6 protein-coding genes and 2 pseudogenes are annotated in these 4,355 nt (G+C 74.4%); 2 read left to right on the forward strand and 6 right to left on the reverse strand.

Annotation, left to right across the window (positions count from 1 at the left end; all coding sequences use genetic code 11):
• Positions 1-721, reverse strand: a pseudogene (locus BJF79_RS33290) (glycosyltransferase family 2 protein); the annotation flags it as partial.
• Between the two features lie 201 nt (positions 722-922).
• Positions 923-1,258, reverse strand: a complete 336-nt coding sequence (locus BJF79_RS33295; RefSeq protein WP_075903425.1) for an STAS domain-containing protein — start codon at positions 1,256-1,258, stop codon at positions 923-925.
• Between the two features lie 342 nt (positions 1,259-1,600).
• Between BJF79_RS33295 and BJF79_RS33300 the strand changes: the two genes are divergently transcribed.
• Positions 1,601-1,882, forward strand: a complete 282-nt coding sequence (locus BJF79_RS33300) for a hypothetical protein (protein WP_262402911.1) — start codon at positions 1,601-1,603, stop codon at positions 1,880-1,882.
• 61 nt (positions 1,883-1,943) lie between these two features.
• Here the strand turns inward: BJF79_RS33300 and BJF79_RS62750 are convergent, their stop codons facing one another.
• The 4 genes and pseudogenes from BJF79_RS62750 to BJF79_RS62765 form a co-directional block, all read right to left on the reverse strand.
• Positions 1,944-2,297, reverse strand: coding sequence for a sensor histidine kinase (locus tag BJF79_RS62750; RefSeq protein ID WP_262402912.1), 354 nt, complete (start codon positions 2,295-2,297; stop codon positions 1,944-1,946).
• Positions 2,228-2,866, reverse strand: a complete 639-nt coding sequence (locus tag BJF79_RS62755) for a sensor histidine kinase (protein ID WP_262402913.1) — start codon at positions 2,864-2,866, stop codon at positions 2,228-2,230. The genes BJF79_RS62750 and BJF79_RS62755 overlap by 70 nt, the downstream gene beginning before the upstream one ends.
• 182 nt (positions 2,867-3,048) lie before the next feature.
• Complete coding sequence (locus BJF79_RS62760; protein WP_262402914.1) at positions 3,049-3,204, reverse strand: helix-turn-helix domain-containing protein; 156 nt, start codon at positions 3,202-3,204, stop codon at positions 3,049-3,051.
• A 268-nt stretch (positions 3,205-3,472) separates the two neighbouring features.
• Positions 3,473-3,757 (reverse strand): annotated as a pseudogene (locus tag BJF79_RS62765) (response regulator); the annotation flags it as partial.
• Positions 3,758-3,924: 167 nt separating this feature from the next.
• On the opposite strand from BJF79_RS62765, the gene BJF79_RS33315 reads away from it, so the two are divergent.
• Positions 3,925-4,355 (forward strand): hypothetical protein (locus BJF79_RS33315; protein ID WP_143220567.1); only part of this gene is annotated, 431 nt, incomplete at its 3' end.

Consider the following 4,355-nt stretch of genomic DNA (forward strand, 5'->3'; position numbering starts at 1 on the left):
GGGCCGCGCACCCGGGCCAGCCGCCCGGCCACCGCGGGGTCGCGGACGGCCAGCGCGCGCGCCACGTCCCTCGCTGGCGGGCGCGGTGGGCCTGCGCGCGCCAGTCGGTGCCGGTGGCGCGGTGCGCGAGCGGCACCTCCACCTCCGTCACCCGGAAGCCCTTGCGCAGCAGGTCGATGGTGAGGGCGGTCTCGACGCCGAATCCGGCGGCGAGCGGCCGGGCCGCCTCGAACGCCGGCCGGGTGAGGCAGCGCTGCCCGTTGAGGGGCTGGGTCGCCTCCCAGCCGGTGGCGCGGCGGATGCCCTCGCGGGACACCCGCACGACGATGCCGTGCCCGCCGAGCTTGACGGTGGTGGCGAACGTCGCGATCGACATGTCGGCCTCGCCGCGCCGGACGGGCTCGACGAGCGGTGCCGCCGCGCCGGCGGTCTCGGCGAGGTCGGCGTCGAGGAACAGCAGGTGGCGCGGCTCCTCGCGGCCGTCTTCGAGCAGCTTGACGGCCTCGGCGCCGCTCTCCATCGCGGCGCCCTTGCCGCGGTTGCGGCCGTGCCGCACGACGCGCGCCCCGGCCCGCTGCGCCGTGGCGGCGGTGTCGTCGGACGACCCGTCGTCGACGACCACGACGAGGTCGGCGCCGGGCAGTTCCCGGGCCGCCTCGACGGTGTCGGCGATGCGGTCGGCTTCGTCCTTGGCCGGAATGATCACCGCTACGTCCTGCATACCGGCGATCGTAGTGCGGGCGTCGCACACTTCGTGCGAGCGTCGCACGCTTCGCGCACGAAGTGCGAGGCACCTCGCCCGGTGCGTCGCGCGGCGGGCGCGGCGGCTCGCGCGCACCGGTCGCGCGTCACGTGCCGGTGCCGGGTCGGCCGCGTGCGCGGCCGTTGGTCCGGCGGTCGGTCGATGGTCGGGTCGGTCGGGTCAGCCGGCGTCCATGGCGGGCGCGGCCTCGGTCACGGTGAACACGGTGTCGAGCCCGGTGACCTGCAGGATCCGCTTCACGGCCGGACGCGGCGCGGCGAGTTCGAGCGAGCCGCCGTGCTCCTTGAGCCGTTTCATGGCCGACAGCAGCACGTTCATGCCGGTCGAGTCGCAGAACTCGATGCCGCTCATGTCGACCGTGATGTGGTCGACGCGGTCGCGCAGCAGGGCCGCGAGCGCGGCCTGCAGCCTGGGCGCGGTGTACAGGTCGAGCTCGCCGGTCGCCGTGACGACGGCGTGACCCCCTTGAGACGCGGTCGAGACGTTTAGCTCCACGTTCGGCACACTATCTCTCTGAAGGCCGCCGGGCCAGACGGTTCGCCGAGTCCCCTATGACATGGGGGTGTCCGGGCGTGTCGCCCCTCCCGACCCGCCCGCACCCTTTGTGAACTACGCTGGGTAATGTCGCGTTTGCACCCTTGTTCGGGGCATCGACCTTCGCCGTTCGCCCCTCGCGGCGCCGCCGTTTGGGAGACCCTGAACCTGTGCCACAGCGGACGGCGCCGCCGCCGCGCGGTCGAGCATTGGGGGTGCGCCGCAGATGACGGCCGAAGAGCGCGAGACCCGGCTCCGCGAACGCCTGGAGACGATCCGCGCACGCTCCGCGAAGGCGAGCTCGTGGCGCTCGTCCACCCGGAGCCTCGCCCGGCTCGTGAACCGGGACGGCTTCGTCGCCGTGAAGGCGCGCCTCTCCCGCGAGGACATCGCCTTCATCACCGCGCCCGCGACGAGGTCCTCGCGTTCGCCGAACTGTCGCTGCGGCTGCTCGACCTGCACCGTCCCCAGGAGTCGGGCGGCATCACCAGCGACCCCGACCGTCCCATCCGCCGCTGCCGCGCCTGCATGGCCCGCTGGCCCTGCGCGACGGTCCGCACGATGACCGAAGGTCTCGAAACCTGACCGGGCGGACGGGACGGACCGGGCGGACAGTTCGGACCGTCCGGACCGGGCGGACGTGTCGTCAGACGGGCAGCCGGATCTCGAAGCGGCAGCCCGGCCCCGCGTTCGCGACGCCGATGCGGCCCGCGTGGGCCTCGACGATGCCGCGGGCGATGGCGAGGCCGAGCCCGGCGCCGCCGCCCGGGCTGCGCGCCGCCTCGCCGCGGAACGCGACGTCGAAGACGCGCGGCAGGTCGTCCTCGGGGATGCCGCCGCAGCCGTCCGCGACCGTCACCCGCACCTCCCCGCCGTCCACGTCGCCGACGATCTCCACGGTGCCGTCGCCCGGGGTGTGCCGGATCGCGTTCACCACCAGGTTGCGCAGCGCGCGGCCCAGCTCCCCCGCGTCGACCTGGACGGGCAGGGCGTCGCGCACGCCGCCGTGCAGGCGGACGCCTTCGCGCGGGCGAGCGCCTCGGTGCCGGCGACCGCCTCGGCGACCAGGTCGGCCAGCCCGATCCGGCTCCGCGTCAACCGCAGCGCGCCCGCGTGGATGCGGGAGAGCTCGAACAGGTCGTCCACCATCGAGGTCAGCCGCTCGGCCTCCACCCGGATGCGCGAGTGGTAGCGGTGGACGGTCGCGGCGTCGGCGACGACCTCGTCCTCCAGCGCCTCCGCCATCGCGCGGAGCCCGGCGAGCGGGGTGCGCAGGTCGTGGCTCACCCACGCGACCAGCTCGCGGCGGCTCGCCTCCAGGGCCTGCTCGCGCTCGTGCGCGGCGGCCAGCCGCGCGTAGGCGGCGTCCAGCTCGCGCGACAGCTCGGCCAGCTCCGCCGGGAGGCGGCCCGCGGGCGGGCGGAACCGGTCCGCGCGGACCGCCTCGACCAGCGCCCGGTTGGCCGCGACGAGCCGGCGGCCGAGCAGCAGCGACACCGCCGTCGCGACCAGGCCCGCCGACACCACCACGGTCAGCACGACCGACCGGTCGTGGTCGTTGATCAGCATCAGGAACGAGATCACGAGGATCCCGCAGATCACCGCGAGGACGGTCGCCGCGCTCACGACCACGAGCTGCGTCGCGACGGACCGTCCGCGCAGGACGTGCAGCAGACCGAGCGCGACGGCCGCCACGGTGACGGCCGGGAGCGACGCGTAGAAGACGACCAGGAGCAGGTCCGCGAACGGGATCACGCGTCGTCCGCCTCTGCGGGCTCGTAGCGGTACCCGACGCCCCAGACCGTGACGATCCGGCGGGGCGCGGTCGGGTCGGCCTCGATCTTCTCCCGGAGCCGCCGCACGTGGACGGTGACGGTCGACGCGTCGCCGAACGTCCAGTCCCACACCTCCCGCAGCAGTTCGTCCCGGCCGACGCGCGGCGCGGATGCCGGGCGAAGAACGCCAGCAGGTCGAACTCGCGGGCGGTGAGCGCGAGCGGCGCGCCGCGCAGCAGGGCCTCGTGCGCGGCCACGTCCACGACCAGGTCGCCGTCGCGCAGCGGCCCGGCCGGGCTCGCCGGGCGGCCGGGCCGCGCGCCCGGCGCAGCACCGACTTCACCCGCAGCGCCAGCTCGCGCGGGCTGAACGGCTTGGTCACGTAGTCGTCGGCGCCCAGTTCCAGCCCGGCGAGCCGGTCGGTCTCGGCGCCGAGCGCGGTCAGCATCACGATCGGGACGGCCGTCGCCGCGCGCAGTCTCCGGCACACCTCCAGCCCGCCCATCCCGGGCAGCATCAGGTCGAGGACGACGAGGTCCGGCGGACGGTCGAGGGCGCGGCGCAGCGCCGTCCGGCCGTCCGCGACGCACGTCACCTCGTGCCCGTCCCGGGCCAGGTAGCGGGCCACGACGTCCGCGACCGTGGGGTCGTCGTCCACCACCAGGATGCGGCCGGGGGCGGTCATCGAGGCCCCGGCCGCGGGATCCGGGGGAATCGTCGAGCGCACGTCACGCGGTCCAAGGTACGGACCTCACCGGCGGTCCACCGCACGCGTCACCACTCTGTAAGGAGTCGCTCACCGAGCGAACGGAGGGGTTCACACTCGGCGACGATCAGCGCTTTAATGGCCGAATGCCGCAAACTCGCTCCGCGACCTCCAACGGCGTGGTCATCGGCCTGATCATGGTCGGGGGCGCCCTCGCCACCGGCGTGTCGATCGTCGCCACGATCATCCGGAACTACGTCTCGCCGGACTTCATCCAGTTCCGCGCGTCGACGACGTACTTCCTGATCGAATGCTTCTTCGTCGGGCTGGTCGTCGGAGGCGTGCTGCTGCTGACGCGTCCGCGCGGGCCGGTGGCGCCGATCGCGGCGGCGATCGCCGCGTACGTGGCGCTGGAGGTGGGCGTCCGGATCGGGGCGTACATGTCCATCATCGTGTCGTTCGAGCGCTTCCCGGGGACGGGCCCGCTCGGCGACCTCCTGAAGCCGACCTTCTCGGAGTTCCAGGCGTACGAACTGCTCGCGTCGCTGGTCGCGGGCGGGCTGGCGCTCGCGAAGGT

It is taken from the genome of Actinomadura sp. CNU-125, from assembly GCF_001942465.1.
Taxonomy (GTDB): Bacteria; Actinomycetota; Actinomycetes; order Streptosporangiales; family Streptosporangiaceae; genus Spirillospora.

What these genes read in the sequence shown, in the direction of transcription:
- BJF79_RS62755 (WP_262402913.1), bottom strand. Translation starts at nt 2,866, where the DNA reads ATGCTGATCAACGACCACGACCGGTCGGTCGTGCTGACCGTGGTGGTG.